This window comes from Winogradskyella sp. Asnod2-B02-A (assembly GCF_045063645.1).
Lineage (GTDB): Bacteria > Bacteroidota > Bacteroidia > Flavobacteriales > Flavobacteriaceae > Winogradskyella.
In genome coordinates, this window is sequence record NZ_JBEFOG010000026.1 from 158,262 (window position 1) to 178,886 (window position 20,625).

The following is a 20,625-nucleotide window of genomic DNA, read 5'->3' on the forward strand; positions in this document are numbered from 1 at the left end:
AAATTAACTAAATTATTGGTCTTAAAACATATAGACCTATTATTTGACACATCATTTTTGAGTTAGTCACAAAAAAATGATAATGAGATAGTTATACGTTTCAGTATTAATGTTTAGATGTTTTATTTATAAAAAGTAATTTAAAAATCTGTATTTTTGTTAGCTAAATTTACGAGAATGAACGAACCAAAATGGATAACGGCCAAAACCTATGAAGACATCACATATATGAAGTCTAATGGTGTTGCAAGGATAGCATTTAATAGACCAGATATACGAAATGCATTTAGGCCCAAAACAACATCAGAATTATACGACGCATTTTATGATGCAGGCGAAGATGTAAATATTGGAGTCGTGCTTTTAAGTGCAGAAGGTCCTTCTACTAAAGATGGTATTTGGAGTTTTTGTTCTGGTGGAGACCAAAAGGCAAGAGGGCATCAAGGATATGTAGGTGAAGATGGTTACCATCGTTTAAATATTTTAGAAGTTCAACGTCTTATTCGTTTTATGCCAAAAGCCGTAATTGCAGTAGTACCAGGTTGGGCAGTTGGTGGAGGACATAGTTTACACGTGGTTTGTGATTTAACTTTAGCGAGTAAAGAGCATGCTATTTTTAAACAAACTGATGCAGATGTTACCAGTTTTGATGGTGGTTATGGATCCGCCTATTTAGCTAAAATGGTAGGTCAGAAAAAAGCTAGAGAAATATTTTTCTTAGGAAGAAATTATTCTGCACAAGAAGCTTTTGATATGGGAATGGTCAATGCTGTTATACCTCATGAAGAATTAGAAGCAACAGCTTACGAATGGGCTCAAGAAATATTAGCAAAATCACCAACATCTATTAAGATGCTAAAATTTGCCATGAATCTTACAGATGATGGTATGGTTGGTCAGCAAGTATTTGCAGGTGAAGCTACACGATTGGCTTATATGACTGACGAAGCAAAAGAAGGAAGAGATGCTTTTTTAGAAAAAAGAAAGCCTAATTTTCCAAAAAAGTGGATTCCATAATCTAAAACACTTTTATATTTTTTAGCAAATATAAAAAGTATCAATAGTACTTTAATTTAGTTTAAATGAAGAAAATTAAACCTTGGCTTTCTGCCATGCGCTTAAGAACATTACCACTTTCTGTATCCGGAATAATTCTAGGAAGTTGTTTCGCTTTTTACAATGGTCATTTTAATGTATTGGTTTCAGTCTTGGCTATTTTAACTACAATAAGCCTGCAGGTATTATCTAATTTAGCCAATGATTATGGTGACGGAGTAAAGGGAACAGACAATGATGAGCGTGTTGGTCCACAGCGAGCAATACAAAGTGGTGAAATTACACCACAAGAAATGTATGAAGCCATAAAGCTTAATATTTTAATTGTTATTTTTTTAACATTGGCATTATTATGGACAGCTTTTGGAACTGGTAATTTTTTATACATACTGCTTTTTGTTGTGCTTGGAGGTTTATCAATATTCGCGGCATTAAATTATACCATGGGAGATTCTCCTTATGGTTATAGAGCGCTAGGAGATCTGTTTGTATTTGTGTTTTTTGGACTAGTAAGTACTATGGGAAGTTACTTTCTCTACATGCACACTATAGATCATCTTATTATTCTTCCTGCAATAGCACTAGGCCTTCTTAGTGTCGGTGTTTTAAATTTAAACAATATGCGTGATATCCAATCTGATACTAATGCAGGGAAAATAACATTAGCAGTTAAATTAGGTATGGTACGTGCTAAAAAATATCATTTTGCGCTTATTATTACTGCAATGGTATTAGCCGTAATATTCTCAATATTATATTATGTAGAGCCATACAATTTGATGTATATCATAGCTTTTATACCTTTAATAATTCATATTAAAAAGATAAAAACAGCTGTAGAACCTAATGATTTTGATAGTCAGTTAAAGGTTTTAGCACTCTCAACTTTTCTGTTTGCACTTCTTTTAGGAGTTGGTTATATTTTGTATTAATTTTAAACGTTGTTATTATTTTTAAAATTTTTAAAACATGAAAATTACATTCTACGGTCATGCCAGTTTAGGTATTCAAATTAAAGATATTTATATTTTAGTCGATCCTTTTATAACGGGAAACGAAAAAGCTTCTGGTATTGATATCAACACACTGAAGGCCGATTATATTTTGGTAACCCATGCGCACCAAGATCATATTTTAGATGTTGAAGCTATTGCTAAGCGCACAGGAGCTGTAATTGTATCTAATTTTGAAATCGTAACTTATTTCCAAAATAAAGATTTAGAAGGTCATCCTATGAATCATGGAGGTGCTTGGGATTTTGAATTCGGGAATCTTAAATACGTTAATGCTATTCATACTTCGTCATTTCTAGATGGTAGTTATGGTGGTCAACCTGGTGGATTTATTATTGAAGGAGAACATAAAACCATCTATATAGCAGGAGATACGGGTTTAACAATGGATATGAAGCTAATTCCTATGCAAACCAAACTCGATTTAGCAATTTTACCAATAGGAGATAATTTTACTATGGGAATAGATGATGCCATCCTTGCCAGTGATTTTATTGAGTGTAATAAAATCTTAGGCTGTCATTTTGATACTTTCGGTTATATTGAAATTAATCATGAAGAAGCTAAACGCAAATTCTTTGATAAGGATAAGGATTTGATGTTATTGGAGATTGGTGAGAGTGTGGAGATTTAATAAAGCTTGATGAATTTAAAATCTAAAAAATGAAAAAATTAGTAACCTTATTTCTTTTGTTAGTTCTGATATTAAGTTGCAACAATGCGCCACAATATAATGATCCTATTCCACCTCATGATGATTTTAAGATAGAATCTAAACTTTTAGAAGAAACAAGAGTCATCAATGTTTGGACACCTCCTAATTACAAAACAAGTAATGAGGCTTTGCCTGTTATGTATATGCCAGATGGAGGAGTTGTGCAAGAAGATTTTCCGCATATAGCAAATACAATAGCTAAATTAGTGGAGAGTAAAGAAATTGCACCTATGATTCTCGTTGGTATTGAAAACATAGATAGAAGAAAAGACTTATCTGGAGTTTCTGAAGTTAAAGAAGATGAAGAATATTGTCCATTAACAGATGGAGCAAAAGATTTCAGAGCTTTTATTGTAGACGAGTTAATGCCAGAAATAAATAAAAGATATAAAACAACTGATGAGAAAGGTATAATTGGCGAATCTTTAGCAGGTCTTTTTGTTATTGAAACCTTTTTTGTTGATCCTAATATTTTTGATTTTTATATCGCTATGGACCCTTCCTTATGGTGGAATAACCATTATTTAGAACGTAACGCAAAAAACTTTTTAGAAAACGAACCTACTAAACCAACTAGACTTTGGTTTGCGGGTTCTGATGCTAAGGATATTTCTACTCATACAAATAACCTTGCTAAAACATTAGAAAAAAGTGCATCTGGCAACTTAATTTGGAACTATTCTGATGAACCAAAAGAACAACATAATACCATTTTTAGAGCTACAAAAGAGAAAGCTTTAATTTGGACATTAAATGTTAATGATACCAAATAAGTAATTTACCTTTTAAAATATCGTTCACTTATCTCACTATAAATTTGTAAAACGAATTTAAGCGTATCTTTGCAGCACTATGAAAATTAATAAACTTACAGATTGGTTACCTACTACTAACAAAGAAGTGAAACTTCGCGGTTGGGAAGAGCTAGATGTTATACTGTTTAGTGGTGATGCTTATGTAGATCATCCATCTTTTGGACCAGCAGTTATTGGTCGTATTTTAGAAAGTTATGGATTAAAAGTGGCCATAGTGCCACAGCCTAGTGTAAACGATAATCTGCAAGATTTTACGAAGCTAGGAACTCCAAAATTATTTTTTGGAGTTACAGGTGGTTGTATGGATCCCATGGTGAGCAATTATACAGCAAGTAAAAAACGTAGGGATAAAGATGCCTATACACCAAATGGTGATAAAGGATTTAGACCAGATTACGCGACTTCTGTTTATTCAACTATCTTAAAAGAAAAATTCCCTAACGTTCCTGTATTAATCGGAGGAATTGAAGCTTCTTTGCGTCGTGTTACGCATTATGACTATTGGAGTGATAAACTAATGCCTTCTATTTTAGAAACATCTAAAGCAGATATGTTGGTTTATGGCATGGGTGAACAACCATTGAGAGAAGTTGTAGAGCTATTGCAAAAAGGAGTGCCATTTTCAAGTTTAAAAACAATTAAACAAACAGCCTTTTTATTAGATAAAGATGAAGCGCTGCCAAAAAATAAAAATTGGAATGATGTAGAGATTCAATCTCATGAAGTTTGTTTGAGTGATAAAAAGAAATTTGCATCTAACTTTAAGGTAATTGAGCAAGAATCTAATAAGTTAAATGCGAACAGAATTCTGCAAAGTATAAATAATAGGAAATTGGTAATTAATCCACCGTTTCCAACGATGCTAGAAGAAGAAATTGATGCGTCTTTCGATTTGCCTTATACAAGATTACCGCATCCAAAATATAATAAGCGTGGACCAATTCCTGCGTTTGAAATGATTAAGTTTTCAATTAACATACATCGTGGATGTTTTGGAGGTTGTAGCTTTTGTACCATTTCTGCGCATCAAGGAAAATTTATTGCTAGTAGAAGTCAGGAATCAGTCTTAAGAGAAGTAGATAAGGTTGCAAATATGCCAGATTTTAAAGGTTATTTATCTGATATTGGAGGACCATCTGCTAACATGTATAAGATGAAGGGAAAAGTACAATCCATTTGTGATAAATGTGTTGCACCTTCTTGTATTTCACCAGTGATTTGTAGTAATCTAGATACGTCCCACAAACCTTTAACGGAACTATATCAGGCTGTAGATAAGCATCCTAAAATTAAAAAATCATTTATTGGAAGTGGAATTAGACATGATATGTTAGTGCCAGAATTCAATAAAAATGCAGATCCAAAGGAATTAGATGATTACACTGAAGAAGTAATGACTAAGCATATTTCTGGACGTTTAAAAGTAGCACCAGAACATACTTCTGATCCTGTTTTAAAATTAATGCGTAAACCATCGTTTCAGTATTTTCATAAGTTTAAAGAACGTTTCGATAAAATAAATATTAAAAAGAATCTAAATCTTCAATTGATTCCTTACTTTATTTCAAATCATCCTGCTTGCGAAGTAGAAGATATGGCAAATCTTGCAGCTGAAACTAAAGATATGGGCTTTCAGCTAGAGCAAGTACAAGGATTTACACCAACACCAATGACGGTAGCTACAGTAATTTATTATAGTGGTTATCATCCATATACCTTAAAACCGACTAAAACACCTAAGTCTAAAAAGGAAAAAGACGAGCAACATCGTTTTTTCTTTTGGTATAAAAAGGAAAATAAAGATTGGATTAAAAAAACCTTGAATAAAGTAGGTAGAACAGATTTAGTAGAGCGCTTACTACCAGAAGATAAAAAAGATAATAAAGGCTGGAAAAGTGTCAACCTAAAAAAGGTGAAAAATACGTTTGATGATGCGGTTCCTGCAACTTCAACAAATTTCTCTAATGGTTCTAGTAGAAAAAAGAAGCATAGATCTAAAAAGAAACGTCGCTAATATTATCGAAAACTAACTGAATATAAATTCATCATTTAAATCCCAATTATCACCTATTTTTGGAACCTTGTATGAAAGCAATTTACCATAAATATATTCTTAATTTTAAACAACCAAGTGGCACATCTAGAGGTGTAATGACCACAAAGGAAACATGGTTTATTATATTAGAAAAAGATAGTAAAAAAGGAGTAGGTGAGTGTGGTATTTTAAGAGGTTTATCTATTGACGATAGGCCAGATTATGAAGCGAAGTTAGAATGGACCTGTAATAATATACATCTAGGATTAGAAGTATTACTCAGCAAACTCATTGAGTTTCCAAGCATTCAATTTGGGTTAGAAACTGCTTTTAAATCTTTAGAAAGTGAAGATCGGTTTCAATTATTTCCTTCCGATTTTACCAAAGGAAAAGATGCTATTCCCATTAATGGCTTGGTTTGGATGGGTAGTGAAGATTTTATGCGAACTCAAATCAAAGAAAAGATTACAGCAGGCTTTGATTGTATAAAATTGAAAATTGGTGCTATAGACTTTCAAACAGAACTCGGTATTTTAAAATCTATACGTAAAGAGTTTTCTATTTCTGATATAGAACTACGTGTTGATGCCAATGGCGCTTTTTCACCTGAAGATGCTTTAGAAAAATTAAAACAACTTTCAGAATATCAAATACATTCTATAGAACAGCCTATAAAGCCAAAACAATTTGACGTAATGGCAAGACTATGCGAAGTTACACCATTACCAATTGCTTTAGATGAAGAGTTAATAGGTGTTTTTTCAAAAATGAATAAGGAAAAATTACTTCAAACTATAAATCCAAAGTATATTATTTTAAAACCAAGTTTGGTTGGAGGATTCAAAGGCAGTGAAGAATGGATTAATTGCGCAGAAAACTTAAATATTAAATGGTGGATTACAAGTGCGTTAGAAAGTAATATTGGCTTAAACGCTATAGCACAATGGACTTTTACTCTTAAAAACAAAATGCCACAAGGTTTAGGCACTGGAAGTTTATTTACCAACAATTTTTTTTCGCCACTAAAAGTAAAAAATGGTACTTTGCACTACGATTTATTAGAGAATTGGAAATTTAATTTATAAGAATGAATTATATACAACAAGCTTACAAAGGTCAACGTGAACTTTGGATGTTTATACTTACTACTTTTTTAATTGCAGGTATATTTATAGGCAACTTTATTTATTATTTAATAGCAGATCCTGCAGATTTGGATATGGCTTACGAATTAATGAAGAAGATTCCTGCAAATATTTCTTTAATAATGAATCTTTTACCTTTTGCGTTTTTATTAGGTCTATTGTTTATATTAGTGAAATATATACACCAAAGAAGTATATTGTCCTTAACAACAACTAGGTCTAAAGTAGATTTTAAACGTGTCTTGTTTTCATTTTTAATGATTTCGTTTTATACAATAGGTTCCTTTTTTGTAATGTATTCAATAGATTCTTCAAATATTATATATCAGTTTAATCCTGTGAAATTTGCAGTGCTTTTTATAATTAGTATTTTGTTATTTCCGTTTCAAATAGCATTAGAAGAATATTTATTTAGAGGTTATTTAATGCAACAAGTAGGAGTTTTAGTAAAGAATAAATGGTTTCCATTAATTTTAACTTCGGTTTTATTTGGTATTGCACATAGTGCTAATCCAGAGGTAGCAGCAATAGGTTTTTGGCAGATGATGATTTTCTATATTGGTACAGGTTTGTTATTAGGAATAATGACATTAATGGATGAAGGATTAGAATTAGCTTTAGGTTTTCATTTAGGTAATAATCTTTTGGCTTCTTTATTGGTGACAGCAGATTGGACAGCTTTGCAAACCGATGCCATTTTTAAAGATACTTCTGAGCCCGAATTAGGAGCCATACAAATTATATTACCAGTACTTATCGTTTATCCTTTAATGTTATTTATCCTTTCTAAAAAGTATGGATGGACCAATTGGAAAGATAAATTATTTGGAAAAGTAACAGAACCACCAAAAGAAGATTATAAAATAATAGAGTAGTAATTATGACACCAACATACGACAAAGTACATAATCGTTTTAAGTTTAACGGACTTCATTTTAATCATGATGAATTAAAGGAAGTAGCCTATAGTTTAATAAAAGAAGGCAAAGCCTACGAAAAAGTAACTGGCGATTTTTTAATCGATTGGTTAAATAAAGAAGATCATTTGTATGTAACAACTTCTGGGTCTACAGGGCAACCAAAGCAAGTAAAATTAAAGAAACAAGCCATGGTTAATTCTGCCATAGCTACAGGTAACTTTTTTGGTTTGGAGCCAGGAGATACGGCTTTACATTGTTTACCAAGTCATTTTATTGCTGGTAAAATGATGTTTGTACGTGCTTTAGTTTTAGGTTTAGAAATCGATTTTGTGGAGCCTGCTGCTCAACCTATTTTCGATTATGAAAAAGTATACGATTTCTGTGCAATGATTCCTTTACAATTAAAGTATACTATTAGTTATATACACAATATAAAAACCATTATAGTTGGTGGCTCTAAAGTAACAAAACCTTTATTAGAAAAAATTAAAGGTTGTGATGCTAGATTTTACGAAACATACGGAATGACAGAGACTGTAACACATGTTGCTGTTAGATCTCTAGAATCTAAGTCTGGTGAAAGAGAACCCTATTTTAATGCATTAGAGCATGTTACTTTTGCACAAGATGATAGAAAATGTTTAGTGATTAAGGCTCCAAAATTAGTTAAAGAGACACTAATTACTAATGATATTGTAGAATTACAGTCACCAACAAGCTTTAAACTTTTAGGTCGTTTTGATAATGTTGTAAATTCGGGAGGTGTAAAATTATTTCCAGAACAAATTGAAGATAAGTTACAACCAGTTATTAAACAACGTTTTATTATTGGAGGTGAAGATGATGCTACACTCGGAGAAAAATTGATTCTTATAATTGAAAACCCAACAGATTCTACGGCAGATATTCTTAAAGAGATTCAGGGGTTAAAGACATTAAGTAAGTTCGAAATTCCGAAGAAAATCTATACAATAGATAAATTTTCTGAAACTGTAAATGGTAAAATTCAACGTAAAAAAACGATTAAAGCTGTTTTAAGTAGTTAACTCATTCAAATACGCAGTTTACTCATTATAGATTTTATCTCATAGTGTTTGTTTATAGGTTTACACAAACTTATAAATCAACTATTATGAAAAATCTAATACTCATTTTATGCTTTGCATTATCATTTTTGCATGCAGAAGCTCAAGAAAAAACAATAAAAGGAACTGTAACCGCAGATTTTGATGGTGTTCCGTTGCAAGGAGTTAATGTAATTATTAAAGGAACTTCTCAAGGCACTCAGACCAATCTAGAAGGTAAATATTCTATAAATGCAAGTGCAGATGATGTTTTACTATTTAGCTATATAGGATATGTAAAAATATCTAAAAAAGTTAATGACGCTTTAGTCATTGATGTGGCAATGCAAATTGATAATTCTACTTTAGATGAAGTGGTAGTAGTTGGTTATGGTACTCAAAAGAGAACCGTTTCAACAGGTGCTGTTTCAGTTGTTAGTTCTGAGAAAAAAGTACCGACTAAATCCGCTAACTTTTCACAAATTTTATCAGGACAGGTAGCAGGTGTAAATGTAGCTACTGGTTCTGGTCAGCCAGGATCAAATTCAACGGTCAATCTTCGAGGCGTAAGTTCGCTTCACTCAAACATAGAGCCATTATTCATTATTGATGGCGTGCCAGTTGATGAAGCAAATTTCCGAAGTTTAAAAAAAAGTGATATTGCTAAAGTGTCTGTTTTAAAAGATGCTGGTGCGACTTCCATTTACGGCAACAGAGGAGCTGCAGGTGTAATACTAATTACAACGAAAAATGGAAATTATAAACCTATAAACACAGAACACTACGCTAAAATTCAAGAAAATCCTTTTAAGTATTCAAGTCAAACCCCATTATCTACGTTTTCAATAGACGTAGACAAAGCAAGTTATTCTAACGTAAGGCGCATGATAAATAATGGAGAAACTGTTCCTCCAAATGCGGTGAAACTTGAAGAGATGGTAAATTATTTTAACTATAATTATCCACAACCTACAAATGAGCATCCGTTTTCTATAAATACCGAAGTTGTAGAAACACCTTGGCATAAAGAAACACAATTGGTTAGAATAGGTCTTCAGGGAAAAACATATGCTAATGCTATCCTTCCTGCTTCCAATTTAACATTTTTAATAGATGTATCTGGCTCCATGGGTTCTCGCAATAAATTACCACTATTAAAAAGTGCATTTAAACTATTGGTAAATCAATTGCGCGAAAAGGATAAAGTCTCTATAATAGTCTATGCTGGTGCTGCAGGTGTTGTTTTAGAACCAACTTCTGGTGATCAAAAAGAAAAAATATTGGCAGCTTTAGATCATTTGAGGTCAGGCGGTTCAACAGCAGGAGGTGCAGGAATTAAATTGGCTTATAAACTAGCAGAAAAGCATTTTAAAAACAATGGAAACAATCGTGTGATTTTAGCAACGGATGGTGATTTTAATGTAGGAGCTTCTAGTGATGATGATATGCAATCTTTAATAGAAGAGAAGCGTAAATCTGGCGTGTTTTTATCCGTTTTGGGCTTTGGTTATGGTAATTATAAAGATTCAAAATTAGAAACCTTAGCAGATAAAGGCAATGGAAATCATGCTTATATTGATAACATGCAAGAAGCGCAGAAAGTATTTGGAAAAGAATTTGGTGGAACACTTTTTACAATTGCTAAGGATGTAAAAATTCAAGTAGAGTTTAATCCTAAAAAAGTACAAGCTTATCGCCTTATTGGTTATGAAAACAGATTGCTAGCGGACGAAGATTTTGTTGATGACACCAAAGATGCAGGTGAATTGGGTAGTGGACATACAGTAACTGCTTTGTATGAAATTATTCCGGTTGGTATTAAAAGTGGCTATCTAAAAAACCAACCAGATTTAAAATACACTAAATTAAACACGAAAGAAAATTATGAAGATGAACTGTTTACTGTGAAATTCAGATATAAAGAACCAAAAGAAGATACTAGTATTGAAATGGTTCATGTTCAGAATGATACAATTACGCAAGCCACAATTGATAGTAATTTTGCTGCTGCTGTAGCATTATTTGGTATGCAATTAAGACAATCTAAATACTTTAACAACGCAACAACTACCAAGGTGATTGAATTAGCCGAAAGCGGTAGAGGAGAAGATAAAGATGGTTATAGAGCAGAGTTTATTAGATTAGTTAAATCTTATGAAAACTTAAAGTAGAGAACTATATAAAAGCAAAAAACCCAATGCAAAAGCATTGGGTTTTTTTATACTAAAATCAAATAGGATTATTTACCCTCAGATAAGTTTTTCATTTCATTTTCAACCATTTCGTAGAATTGGTCAATTTTTGGCATTACAACAATACGAGTACGTCTGTTTTTCGCTTTGTTTTCTGCAGTATCATTTTCTACTAATGGCACGTAAGAGCTACGACCAGCAGCAATTAATTGTTGAGGATTAACATTTAAGCTTTCTAAAACTCTCACCACTGATGTTGCACGTTTAACACTTAAATCCCAGTTATCTAATAATGGAGGTTTGTTATAAGGTACGTTATCTGTATGAGATTCTACCATAGCTTCAAAATCTGGTTTGCTATTAATAACTTTGGCTACTTTAGCTAAAATTTCATTTGCTCTAGTAGTTACGTTGTAGCTTCCACTTTGAAATAATAATTTATCTGCAATAGAAATAAATACCACACCTTTTTCAACGTTAATTTCAATATCTGGATCGTTAATACCAACAGCTTTCTTAAGACTTGTAACAATTGCAAGCGTTACACTATCTTTTTTAGTTAAAGCATCTTGTAATCTCGTAATTTTTAAATCACGTTCTTTTAAGCTTTCTAAAGACTTTTCAAGGTTTTCAGATCCTTTTTTAGTTAAAATAGTTAAATCTCCTTTAGTATCAATTAAATCTTGATTTGACTTACGTAAATCAGCTAATTGATCTTTCATAGTTTCTACACGAGCCATAGATGCTGCTTTGTCAGACAGACAACTATTTAATTTAACGGTCGCAGTATTTAGTAAATCTTGAGTTTCTTGATATTTTTCTTGTAGTGCAACATGCTCTTTCTTAGACACGCAAGATGCCAAAAACACCAATGAAAATACACTTAATAACATTAATTTTTTCATAATTGAATTTTAGTTTTAATTGTTAATTATAACGTAACAAAATTATGGAAAACTAAAGCGCGTTGAACATGGATTAACATAAATTTTAACAGTTTTATAAAGAATTAAAACTGAGTTCTTTTTTTTATAAAATAAGACCAAACAATTGAGTTACATTCGTAATAATTTGAGCGCTGACTGAGTTGTTTACGCTGCTTTAAAAGATGAGGCAAATTGAAGTAGAAAGAGATATGTGCCTTTAAGATCGCTACCAAGAATAAAGGTTTTAGCTGAAACAAAAATCGAATAGCAGCAACACCATCTAGTAACATTCTAGATAAAATTTTTAAAACCAAGTTAGAATCTGTATTCTTTACTAATGTGAATAGGCTATTTCTAAAATTGAGATAGGTTTTTTTTGGATTAGTATTACTCAAAGTTGCACCACCTACATGATAAATAGTTGAAGCACCAACATATTTTGTTTTATAACTTTTATTAAATGCACGCCAACACAAATCAATCTCTTCTACATGCGCAAAATAAGACTCATCAAATCCATCTAATTCTTTAAAAACAGAATTTCTAATAAATAAACAAGCACCAGATGCCCAAAATATAGTTGTAGTATCGTTATATTGATTTTTATCCTCTTCAATTGTATCAAAAATGCGTCCACGACAATAAGGATATCCAAGTTTATCTATATAGCCACCTGCAGCACCAGCATATTCAAAATAAGATTTGTTTTTATAATCTAATATTTTAGGTTGAATAATGGCTGTTTTAGCATCTTTGTTAAATTCTGAAATAATAGGTTGAAGCCAATTTTCCGTCACCTCTATATCACTATTAAGTAAGCAAAGTAGAGGCTCGGTGATCTGTTTAAGCGCATCATTATAACCTTTAGCATAGCCGCCATTTTCTGAATTCTGAATTATTTTTACTGCAGGAAATTGCTTTGTAACAAAAGCAACAGAGTCATCAGTAGAATTATTATCAGCCACATAAATGACTGCATCATCAGAATATTTTATAACAGATGGAAGAAATTGCTCAAGTAATGCTTTTCCATTCCAGTTTAAAATAACAACGGCAAGATCTTTATTTTGAAGCATTTAATTAGATTTATAATCTGGAATTGTTTTTAAAAAAGAATAGCGTTCATTTTGCATATCCATTTCACAATAATAATGATTTAAACCATTAGTAACCATTAAATAAGTGGCATTTAATACTAAATTATAACGTGCAATTTGGTCAAAAGTAGTTTGGTCAATTTTAATATTATGCGATTTACATTCTACAATTAAAAAAATACTGCCATCCGAATTAAAAATTACAATATCGTATCGCTTCTTTAATCCGTTTATTGTCAGTTCTTTTTCAACATTTATAAGCGATTTAGGGTATTTTTTATCATTAATTAAATAATGAACACAATGTTGTCTAACCCATTCTTCAGGTTGAAGAATGATGAATTTTTTCCGAATGACATCAAAAATAGAAACTTTATTTTCTGTACTTTTGAAACGGTATTCAAACTTTGGAAAGTTGAGTTCTTGGAACACTTAAATTGCTAATTTTATTCAAATTTAAGGACATAGACCCAATATCCAAAGAACAAATTTCAAATTCCAAATATTTGAATTGACTTTTAAAATTTGGTTATGAAATTTCGGTATTAACTTAGAATTTATATATTTTTTGGACGAAGTAAAACAATTAGTAGCTGCAATAAAAAAGGGAGACCTTAAACCCATCTATTTTTTAATGGGTGAGGAGGCTTATTACATTGATAAGGTTTCAGATTATATTGAAGATAATGTGCTCGACGAGGCAGAGAAGGGGTTTAACCAAATGGTGTTGTATGGTAGAGATGTAACAATCGATGATATTGTTAGTAATGCCAAACGTTACCCAATGATGGCAGAACGGCAGGTTGTTATTGTAAAAGAAGCCCAAGATTTAAGTAGAACCATTGAGAAATTGGCGCAATATGCTGCTAACCCTCAGCCTTCTACAGTCTTAGTTGTTAATTATAAGTACAAAAAACTAGATAAACGAAAAGCTTTATATAAGGCCATTAATAAAGTTGGTGTTGTTTATGAAAGTAAGAAAATGTACGAAAACCAAGTGTCTGATTGGATTAGACGGGTTTTAGCAGGACAGAATTATAATATATCACCAAAGGCAGCACAAATGTTAGTGGAATTTTTGGGAACCGATTTAGGTAAGATTGATAATGAACTCAGTAAGCTTAAAATAGTTTTACCAGAAGGCACACAAATTACACCAGAACATATTGAAGAAAATATAGGCATAAGTAAAGATTATAACAATTTTGAGTTACGAAAAGCTGTAGGACAACGTAATGTGGTAAAAGCACATCAAATAGCTAAGTATTTTGCAGATAACCCTAAGGACAACCCTATGGTGGTTACCGTTTCTCTGCTATTTGGTTTCTTTTCTCAATTATTGCATCTTCATGGTATGTCTGATAAAAACCCAAGAAGTGTGGCTTCTGCTCTTAAAGTAAATCCTTATTTTGTAAATGAGTATTTAGATGCTGCTAGAAATTATCCAATGAAAAAAGTGAGTTATGTTATTGGAGTTTTACGTGAATTTGATGTAAAAAGTAAAGGAGTTGGATCTAATGCAGTGCCTCAAGGTGACTTACTTAAAGAGTTATTGGTTAAGGTTTTAGGTTAGTTGTATAACTCCTAGAATTGTTTTTAAGCAATGATGATTTTAAATAGATTATGTACATAACTGTTTACCAAAATTTCCAGAAAGGTTTTGGCTTTTTATTCTGCGTTGCGTTCTCTTTAATTGGTGTATTGGCTTGCATAATGTCTAAAACCCTAGAATAATTATAATCTACATTGTCAACCGTTTTTTGCCAGTTTATGTCTGTAATTTGAATTCTAGTTTCTAATGAGCCATTCCAATTAACGTTAAAACCATTACTTTCTAAAGTCTTAACTATTTTATTTGCAACATCCATAGCGAGTTCATCATTATGGTTATAACTATCATAACCAATAAAAAGGTTTTGCTCATCTCCAATTGCTCTTTCTAAATCTTGGGTGTGATAATAGCAATATCCTAATACTTTTATCCCATTGTTGCTGAGCTCTTCAATAATTTCAGCACAATCTCCTTCACCATCTTGTCTTGTGTATCCTGCTTTATGAAGTGCAACAATTTTATCTTTTATAAGCGTGTCAAAACTCACTACTAGTCGATCAAAACCGGTTGGTTTCTTCCAATTTAAGCTTTCAATTTGATGTTTTTTTAATCTTAAATGTATTTCGTTTTTAAGCCAAGTTTCGTCAAAATCATTTTCATCATAAAACATATCGCTAATGGATTCAAATAAGCCATTAGCATCGTAAAACCCAAATAAGATGTCTTTATCTAATTGTTCAATCGCTTCGTCTTTAATATCTTGTTTCATGGTTTAGTAAAAATAAGTAATCCATAGTAAAGTTTGTTTTAAAGCAGTGCACTTTCCCATAAACATCAAACCAAAAATTATTATTTTATAGCATATGAATGAATCCAATAATCTATTAAATTGAATTGTTGTACTGTATAAATAAGCAGTAAAGAAGTCTTTAAGAAATATTTTTTAAAGCCTTAATAATTTCGTCAGGTTCTGCACGTGTTCTATAATCAACATTAACATAGTTCCATGTAACAATTCCGTTAGAATTCAATATAAATGTGGCAGGAATAGGTAAAATATTACCATTTCCATTGTTAATTTTTTCTAAATCAAGTTGTCTATCTACTTGCATATGTTCTATTAAAAACTCAGGTACTTCCCAAGAGACTCCAAATTGAGACGCAACTTTTGCATCTTGATCAGACAAGACAATAAATTTCATTTCACTAATCTCGTTTTTTGTCATTGATCCGTCAGGTACTTGCGGACTGATTGCAACTAATGTAGCGCCTGATGCATGAATATCGTCTAGTTTCAATTGCAGCGCTCTTAATTGTAGATTACAATATGGACACCAATCACCACGATAGAACGTCACTACAACAGGACCCTTTTCTAATAAGGATTCTAATGATATTGATTTCCCTTCAGGATTAGGTAGCTCAAAACTTGGAGCTTTTTGTCCAACTTTAAGGGCATCACTTCCCTGTAGGAACGCTTTTGCTTTGGTCATAATATCATCAACACCTTGCATGAAATCGGGTTTTGCTTTTCTGCCTTTTTCTATTTTAGCATCAGTTTGTTCTTTTAAGGTTTTCATTATTTTATTTAATTTTTTTTTAATGTTTGTTGAATTGAATTATTTAAGGCAAGCTCTACCAAATTGAACTTATAGGTAAGGATATTTTTATGGTTCTTTATGACCACTTATATAGTAGCCGTTTAAGAAATATTACTTTGTTTTTGCATCTAATTTATAAAATAGCAACAGAATATAAAATTGTTAAAAATTATTGCAAGTACTTTACACTAAATAATGGGTTTTATTATAGTGTTGACATAAAGCTATTTGATTTTAACTAAACTAAAGCACCATTTGCACCAATAACTTGCCCTGAAATCCATTTAGAATCATCACTAGCTAAGAATAAAACAACCCTAGCAATATCAATAGGTTGCGCTAATCTATTAAAGGCATTCATAGCGCTTAATTTATCAATAGTTTCTTGTGATTTTCCATTTAAGAATAATTCTGTAGCTGTAGCTCCAGGCGCAATTGCATTAACAGAAATACCTCTTCCTATTTCTTTAGAAAAAACTTTTGTTATTTGCTCAACTGCTGCTTTAGTTGCAGAATACAAGGCATATTTTGGGAACATTAATTTTGCTGTGCTAGAAGAAAAGTTAATAATAATTCCGTTATCTACTAGTTTACTGTCAGCTTCTTGAAGTGTATTAAAAATACCTCTAACGTTTACATCAAAGAGTTTAGTAAATTCTTCTTGTGTATTATCCTTTAACAATTTGTTATACATAATACCTGCATTATTTATTAAAACATCTACTTTACCATAAGTTTCGATGGTTTTATCAAATAGATGAGTAACGTCCTCTTTTTTGCTAACATCTGCTTTAATAGCTAAAGCAGTACCACCGTTTTTAGAAATACTTTCTACAGTTTGATTAGCTTCAATTTCGCTATTAGAATAATTAACAATTACTTTTGCACCATTTTCAGCCAATAGAATAGCAACTTCTTTTCCTATTCCTCTTGAAGCTCCCGTTACTATAATCACTTTATTTTTAACAGTCATAATGTTTTGTTTTTTAGATAGATGTTTTTATGAATAGATAAATTAGTTAATTGCCACAAGACAGTAAATTTTTAGAATCCGACTTATTATTTTAAAGATATTAACTTATCAGCAATTAGTTTTAAATTGCTTTCATTAATTTCGGGTTTCGGTGCTAGTGGATATAATTGTGCACCAGGTCTACTAATAAAAGCACCTCTCCAACCAGCCCAAATTGCACCTGCAATATCCCAACCATGAGCAGCAACCAATAGACTTTCAGAAGGTTTTATTCCCATTTTTCTTGCAGCCCAATCGTAAGCATCTGAATGTGGTTTAAATTTACCCATATCTTCAATACTTAATCTTTCATCAAAATAGTCTAATAAACCAGCGTTTTCAAACTGAGTCTTAACACCTTTATTTGATGAGTTGGTAAATGATACTAGCTTGTATCCAGCATCTTTTAATTGTTGCAAAGAAGCTTTCACTTCTGGATGTGCCGGAAGAGAGCGAATAGGACCTAAAATGGCATCTCTAGCTTCTTTTTCTGTAATGTCAATGCTATGGTTTGCAGCTACCATTTGTAAGGCAGCAGCTCCAATTATTCCAAAATCATTGTATTGTCTTCCTACGGTAGTAACCAAGGAGTATTGTAGCATTGTAGTAAACCATAGAGGCAATAATTCACTTCTGCCGCCAAGTATGTTTCCAACGCTTGTTTTCATTGCTGTTAGGTCTAATAAAGTTTCATTAACATCAAAAAATAATACTTTTGGCCTTGTGGTTAGTGATGTTATCTCTAAATCGTTTACATGGGTTTCTGCAAATGCAAATTGAGGTATTGTTGTACCTGCAATTCCGAGTAAAGCTGTGTTTTTAATGAAATTTCTTCTGTTATTATTCATTGTTTGTGTAATTATTTTAAAAACATTCTTGTTGGTATGTTTTTGGTTAAAAAAAACTATAATTTTAATTGATTTAAGTATAATGATAGACCAGCAATATATTGATCAAGAATAATATCATTATCATATAATTTTCTAATGCCTCTAATGCCTTCAAAAGCACTAATTAAATATATGGCTACGGCTTCACTAGAAATTTCTTTTTTTATAACATTTTCATTCTTGCCCTTTTCAATAATAATGACAAGTGCTTTTTTCCATTTATCAACAATATTTTTTAGAGCTAATTGATAGCTGTTTTCATAATTGCCAATTTCATTGATAAAGTTATTCATTGGGCATCCATGCTTCTTATCATAAATAGGAAAGGATTTAATTCTATTTAGAAAAGTGCTTTCTAAAATTTCCATTGCATTTCCAGGTTCATTCAAAGGTAAAATCATACCATCGTATACACGTTTTTGGATTTTCAATTTAATAACTTCTAAACCAAGTTGGTGTTTGTTTTTGTAATGATGATAGAATGCTCCTTTAGTCATTTTTGCAGCCTTCATTACATCATTTATACTAGTAGACTTAAACCCATTTTCATAAAATAGTTTAAATGCTTCATGCACAATATGCTGTTTGGTTATTTCTGATTTTAATTCTTGCTGCATATAGCAAATATATAAAAAAAAGTACAGGTGGTATGTTTTTTATTTATTACTAATATGTGCTATGGTATTTTTATTATGGCATGACAACGAATTGCGAGTACATTACCATAGAAAATTAGCTGTAAGAAGAGCTAGGACGCTTGCCCTTATTAATAATAGATAAATTGATAGAGCAAGCTTTTGTTTTACTAACGACTAATGGACTTTGCCCAATCACCTCTATAAATTATTTTTTGGTCGTGAATTTTAAAGGTGAATTTACCATACCTAACAGATATTCCTGCAGATGCATTTACAACCCAACTATTATCAGGAATATTAAAGAAATTTTCAGTAGTAATTATTTTTTTATCTATTTGGTCTTTAATAGAAACAGATTCTTGTGGACCAACGTCCCATCCAAGGTGTGTATTGTAGCTAACGATTAAATCACCAATTAATTTGAAATTCTCATTGGTTTCAATTGTTGTTTTAATGCTTCCAATTTTTACATCGTTTAAATCTTTTTCAGGTGTAACTTCTATAGTTAACTTCGGTAATTCAATAGCTGTTTTTGAAGCTAGAATTATAATAGATTCGTTTTTGATAACTTTATCTTCACTATCATAAAACTCGAAAGCAAGTTCCAGAGCTTCTAATCCCACTGGATTAATTGTTAATTGGTCTGCAAAATAGCCTTCACTTACTATGTTCTTAGAATAGATAACTTTATCACGATTTTTTACAACCACTTTTTTAATACTCGCATCATTATAAAGTTCTATAGGTATAGTTGTGTTGGTGTGTATTGTTTTATTTTTAGGATTTATAATAAGTCCTTTCATATAATCTTGCATGGCAAACCAAACTGGTCTTGGTGAACCATATTTGTCGTTGACATCTTTATAACCCCAAAAACCAAACCATTCTTCGGGTTGCTCTTTATTGTGTATGCTTTTTTCGCCACCTTTCCACCAACCATCAGCATAATAAAATGGGCACATTCCTACTGATCCAGCATCTATTAGATCTCTGTAATTAGAAACCAACCCTTCACTTTGTTCTTTTAAGGTTCTTGAGCCAAAACTACCAAAACCTCCTTTTGGTGAAACGGAATGTCCAAACTCAGTAATTATAAATGGTTTATCTAATCCGTTTAATTCATTTAAACCTTTAATATAATCTCTAAATCCCATTGTTGCTGTTTGGCCTTCATTATAACCATAACAATTATAAGCGTATACATCATACATACTTTCATCCATCCAGTCACTAATCATTGCATTTGCAGAAAGTGTTACGGGTATAGTTGGATGACCTTCATGAATCATATCTATCGTCATTTTCATGAGGTCTTTAAATGCTGATGCAGAAACTTTATGAATATGATCTGTTTGAGGTTCGTTAATAACCAAATAGGTAATTATACAATCATACTTTGGTGCATATTTTAAGATGTTTTCAAGCTGTGTTTTGCAGTGATTTATAAATTTAGGATCACTATAATCTTCTTCTGGATTCACTTCTAAACCCATTATAAGTTTTAAACCCGATTCTTGCACCAATTTTAATTGTGCTTCAGAAAACTGACTCCAAGTTCTTATGGTGTTATAACCGCCTTTTTTAATGTTATCGAGATCAAACTTCATTAACTCCAAATGATCTTTCTTTTCATCCTCATAAGGATGTTGTCCTGGACGTGCACCTATTTCGTAACCGATGGCTTTAATAAAAAACCTTTCTCCATTAAGGTAGTACCAATTGTCTTTTAATTCAATTTTTGTTGCTGCTGTCTCAGTTTGCGCAATCGCTGTAGTTTCAGATTGAGAACATCCGAAAATCATTAGGGTAAGACTTGCAATGACTATTAATGCTAAATTTTGTTTCATTTACTTTTTTTTGATTTCACGCAACAGTTTTAATCTATGTTTATTTGTAGGTCTTGGCAACTAAGTTAGTAAACATTTACGAACCCGTGAATATTCCGCAGGAATTT

19 protein-coding genes are annotated in these 20,625 nt (G+C 31.7%); 10 read left to right on the top strand and 9 right to left on the bottom strand.

Annotated elements, in window-relative coordinates; translation table 11 throughout:
• The first annotated feature begins 177 nt into the window (after window positions 1-177).
• The 9 genes from ACJJVO_RS04235 (at window position 178) to ACJJVO_RS04275 (ending at window position 10,934) form a co-directional block, all read left to right on the top strand.
• Entirely contained in the window at window positions 178-1,017 is an 840-nt protein-coding gene (locus ACJJVO_RS04235) for a 1,4-dihydroxy-2-naphthoyl-CoA synthase (protein ID WP_405570857.1), read from the top strand.
• A 65-nt stretch (window positions 1,018-1,082) separates the two neighbouring features.
• On the top strand, window positions 1,083-1,988 hold the full coding sequence (gene menA, locus ACJJVO_RS04240; RefSeq protein WP_405570859.1) for a 1,4-dihydroxy-2-naphthoate octaprenyltransferase: 906 nt from the start codon (window positions 1,083-1,085) through the stop codon (window positions 1,986-1,988).
• Window positions 1,989-2,025: 37 nt separating this feature from the next.
• Window positions 2,026-2,703: a metal-dependent hydrolase gene (locus ACJJVO_RS04245; RefSeq protein ID WP_405570861.1), complete on the top strand. Its 678-nt coding sequence runs from the start codon at window positions 2,026-2,028 to the stop codon at window positions 2,701-2,703.
• Window positions 2,704-2,732: 29 nt separating this feature from the next.
• The gene (locus tag ACJJVO_RS04250; RefSeq protein WP_405570862.1) at window positions 2,733-3,557 is read left to right on the top strand and encodes an alpha/beta hydrolase; all 825 of its coding nucleotides are present in this window, start codon (window positions 2,733-2,735) and stop codon (window positions 3,555-3,557) included.
• A 79-nt stretch (window positions 3,558-3,636) separates the two neighbouring features.
• A complete protein-coding gene (locus tag ACJJVO_RS04255) occupies window positions 3,637-5,613 on the top strand; it encodes a YgiQ family radical SAM protein (protein ID WP_405570864.1) in 1,977 nt (658 codons plus the stop codon).
• A gap of 71 nt (window positions 5,614-5,684) precedes the next feature.
• Window positions 5,685-6,719, top strand: coding sequence for an o-succinylbenzoate synthase (locus ACJJVO_RS04260; protein WP_405570867.1), 1,035 nt, complete (start codon window positions 5,685-5,687; stop codon window positions 6,717-6,719).
• Window positions 6,720-6,721: 2 nt separating this feature from the next.
• Window positions 6,722-7,654, top strand: a complete 933-nt coding sequence (locus ACJJVO_RS04265; RefSeq protein ID WP_405570869.1) for a CPBP family intramembrane glutamic endopeptidase — start codon at window positions 6,722-6,724, stop codon at window positions 7,652-7,654.
• 5 nt (window positions 7,655-7,659) lie between these two features.
• The gene (locus tag ACJJVO_RS04270) at window positions 7,660-8,745 is read left to right on the top strand and encodes an AMP-binding protein (RefSeq protein WP_405570871.1); all 1,086 of its coding nucleotides are present in this window, start codon (window positions 7,660-7,662) and stop codon (window positions 8,743-8,745) included.
• 86 nt (window positions 8,746-8,831) lie between these two features.
• A complete protein-coding gene (locus ACJJVO_RS04275; RefSeq protein ID WP_405570874.1) occupies window positions 8,832-10,934 on the top strand; it encodes a von Willebrand factor type A domain-containing protein in 2,103 nt (700 codons plus the stop codon).
• A 68-nt stretch (window positions 10,935-11,002) separates the two neighbouring features.
• Here the strand turns inward: ACJJVO_RS04275 and ACJJVO_RS04280 are convergent, their stop codons facing one another.
• The 3 genes from ACJJVO_RS04280 to ACJJVO_RS04290 form a co-directional block, all read right to left on the bottom strand.
• Window positions 11,003-11,860 (bottom strand): OmpA family protein, encoded by an 858-nt coding sequence (locus tag ACJJVO_RS04280; protein WP_115818654.1) that lies wholly within the window; start codon window positions 11,858-11,860, stop codon window positions 11,003-11,005.
• Window positions 11,861-11,964: 104 nt separating this feature from the next.
• Entirely contained in the window at window positions 11,965-12,957 is a 993-nt protein-coding gene (locus ACJJVO_RS04285) for a glycosyltransferase family 2 protein (protein WP_405570877.1), read from the bottom strand.
• Window positions 12,958-13,410, bottom strand: a complete 453-nt coding sequence (locus tag ACJJVO_RS04290; RefSeq protein ID WP_405570880.1) for a type I restriction enzyme HsdR N-terminal domain-containing protein — start codon at window positions 13,408-13,410, stop codon at window positions 12,958-12,960. It abuts the gene before it with no gap.
• Window positions 13,411-13,546: 136 nt separating this feature from the next.
• On the opposite strand from ACJJVO_RS04290, the gene holA reads away from it, so the two are divergent.
• A complete protein-coding gene (gene holA / locus ACJJVO_RS04295; protein WP_405570882.1) occupies window positions 13,547-14,551 on the top strand; it encodes a DNA polymerase III subunit delta in 1,005 nt (334 codons plus the stop codon).
• Between the two features lie 64 nt (window positions 14,552-14,615).
• Here the strand turns inward: holA and ACJJVO_RS04300 are convergent, their stop codons facing one another.
• The 6 genes from ACJJVO_RS04300 to ACJJVO_RS04325 form a co-directional block, all read right to left on the bottom strand.
• Entirely contained in the window at window positions 14,616-15,299 is a 684-nt protein-coding gene (locus ACJJVO_RS04300) for a DUF6891 domain-containing protein (RefSeq protein ID WP_405570884.1), read from the bottom strand.
• A 160-nt stretch (window positions 15,300-15,459) separates the two neighbouring features.
• The gene (locus tag ACJJVO_RS04305) at window positions 15,460-16,110 is read right to left on the bottom strand and encodes a peroxiredoxin-like family protein (RefSeq protein ID WP_405570885.1); all 651 of its coding nucleotides are present in this window, start codon (window positions 16,108-16,110) and stop codon (window positions 15,460-15,462) included.
• Between the two features lie 259 nt (window positions 16,111-16,369).
• On the bottom strand, window positions 16,370-17,104 hold the full coding sequence (locus tag ACJJVO_RS04310) for an SDR family oxidoreductase (protein WP_405570888.1): 735 nt from the start codon (window positions 17,102-17,104) through the stop codon (window positions 16,370-16,372).
• A gap of 86 nt (window positions 17,105-17,190) precedes the next feature.
• Complete coding sequence (locus ACJJVO_RS04315) at window positions 17,191-17,991, bottom strand: haloacid dehalogenase type II (protein ID WP_405570890.1); 801 nt, start codon at window positions 17,989-17,991, stop codon at window positions 17,191-17,193.
• A gap of 56 nt (window positions 17,992-18,047) precedes the next feature.
• Window positions 18,048-18,650, bottom strand: coding sequence for a TetR/AcrR family transcriptional regulator (locus ACJJVO_RS04320; RefSeq protein ID WP_405570891.1), 603 nt, complete (start codon window positions 18,648-18,650; stop codon window positions 18,048-18,050).
• 188 nt (window positions 18,651-18,838) lie between these two features.
• Entirely contained in the window at window positions 18,839-20,518 is a 1,680-nt protein-coding gene (locus ACJJVO_RS04325; protein ID WP_405570894.1) for a glycoside hydrolase family 2 TIM barrel-domain containing protein, read from the bottom strand.
• Window positions 20,519-20,625 lie beyond the last annotated feature (107 nt).

Bases quoted from the DNA above. Each gene is read 5' to 3' on its own strand.
- ACJJVO_RS04235 (WP_405570857.1), top strand. From the start codon at position 178: ATGAACGAACCAAAATGGATAACGGCCAAAACCTATGAAGACATCACA.
- menA (WP_405570859.1), top strand. From the start codon at position 1,083: ATGAAGAAAATTAAACCTTGGCTTTCTGCCATGCGCTTAAGAACATTA.
- ACJJVO_RS04245 (WP_405570861.1), top strand. From the start codon at position 2,026: ATGAAAATTACATTCTACGGTCATGCCAGTTTAGGTATTCAAATTAAA.
- ACJJVO_RS04250 (WP_405570862.1), top strand. From the start codon at position 2,733: ATGAAAAAATTAGTAACCTTATTTCTTTTGTTAGTTCTGATATTAAGT.
- ACJJVO_RS04255 (WP_405570864.1), top strand. From the start codon at position 3,637: ATGAAAATTAATAAACTTACAGATTGGTTACCTACTACTAACAAAGAA.
- ACJJVO_RS04260 (WP_405570867.1), top strand. From the start codon at position 5,685: ATGAAAGCAATTTACCATAAATATATTCTTAATTTTAAACAACCAAGT.
- ACJJVO_RS04265 (WP_405570869.1), top strand. From the start codon at position 6,722: ATGAATTATATACAACAAGCTTACAAAGGTCAACGTGAACTTTGGATG.
- ACJJVO_RS04270 (WP_405570871.1), top strand. From the start codon at position 7,660: ATGACACCAACATACGACAAAGTACATAATCGTTTTAAGTTTAACGGA.
- ACJJVO_RS04275 (WP_405570874.1), top strand. From the start codon at position 8,832: ATGAAAAATCTAATACTCATTTTATGCTTTGCATTATCATTTTTGCAT.
- ACJJVO_RS04280 (WP_115818654.1), bottom strand. From the start codon at position 11,860: ATGAAAAAATTAATGTTATTAAGTGTATTTTCATTGGTGTTTTTGGCA.
- ACJJVO_RS04285 (WP_405570877.1), bottom strand. From the start codon at position 12,957: ATGCTTCAAAATAAAGATCTTGCCGTTGTTATTTTAAACTGGAATGGA.
- ACJJVO_RS04300 (WP_405570884.1), bottom strand. From the start codon at position 15,299: ATGAAACAAGATATTAAAGACGAAGCGATTGAACAATTAGATAAAGAC.
- ACJJVO_RS04305 (WP_405570885.1), bottom strand. From the start codon at position 16,110: ATGAAAACCTTAAAAGAACAAACTGATGCTAAAATAGAAAAAGGCAGA.
- ACJJVO_RS04310 (WP_405570888.1), bottom strand. From the start codon at position 17,104: ATGACTGTTAAAAATAAAGTGATTATAGTAACGGGAGCTTCAAGAGGA.
- ACJJVO_RS04315 (WP_405570890.1), bottom strand. From the start codon at position 17,991: ATGAATAATAACAGAAGAAATTTCATTAAAAACACAGCTTTACTCGGA.
- ACJJVO_RS04320 (WP_405570891.1), bottom strand. From the start codon at position 18,650: ATGCAGCAAGAATTAAAATCAGAAATAACCAAACAGCATATTGTGCAT.
- ACJJVO_RS04325 (WP_405570894.1), bottom strand. From the start codon at position 20,518: ATGAAACAAAATTTAGCATTAATAGTCATTGCAAGTCTTACCCTAATG.